General features: G+C 63.0%; 1 protein-coding gene. It reads right to left on the reverse strand.

The annotated features are described in order from the left end of the window. The coding region (locus JK635_RS27815) for a hypothetical protein (RefSeq protein ID WP_202651814.1) at window positions 1-205 on the reverse strand (205 nt) is incomplete at its 3' end. Between the last annotated feature and the right edge of the window lie 477 nt (window positions 206-682).

Raw genomic sequence — 682 nt, forward strand, 5'->3', positions numbered from 1 at the left:
GCATGTCCAGCGAATCCAGCAGGGGCAGTTGCTCCAGCCTTACCGGCTGGCTGATGCGGCTGCGCGCGATGACCGTCGGCAGCACGCTGGCGCCGAAGCCCAGCTTGCCGGAGATTTCATCGTAATGCTTTTCAAAGGTGCCGCCGGCGGCGACGATGCAAACACTCATGGCGGGACGAAGGGAAGTGACGACCGCGGCTATCATAGCCTACCCGGCGCCATGCGAAAATTTCGCCGGCTTGGGAATTTCCGGCATGAATCATGAATCAAAGCAGGACATCCGCCTTTATCCGTCCGGTGAAATTCGCCTGTCAGGCGCACGGCGAATACCGCTACACTGGCATCCTGCAAGCCCTCCTTTCCCTTTCGAACATGAAACCCGTTGCTCNCAACCTGCTGACCGGATGGATCTCGGCGCGTTTCGGTGCGGAAGGGCGCACGCTGGACCTGAACCTGTCATCCGACCAGGTGCAGCATGCAGACGGCGAGCCCATCCTGTTCCGGCGCCAGCCGCCGGCCCGGATGCCGCATGCGCGCCTGATGGAAATGGTGCGCGACCTGCACCGCGCCGGCTACCAGCGGCTCTACCTGTATAGCTGGCCCAAGGCGTCCGGCCTGCACTGGCGCTGGCATCTGTTTACCGGACCGCGCAACTGGATGCAGCGGCCATGGCGCGAAGGCT

The organism is Neobacillus paridis (genome assembly GCF_016765675.1).
Classification (GTDB): Bacteria; Bacillota; Bacilli; order Bacillales; family Cytobacillaceae; genus Neobacillus; species Neobacillus paridis.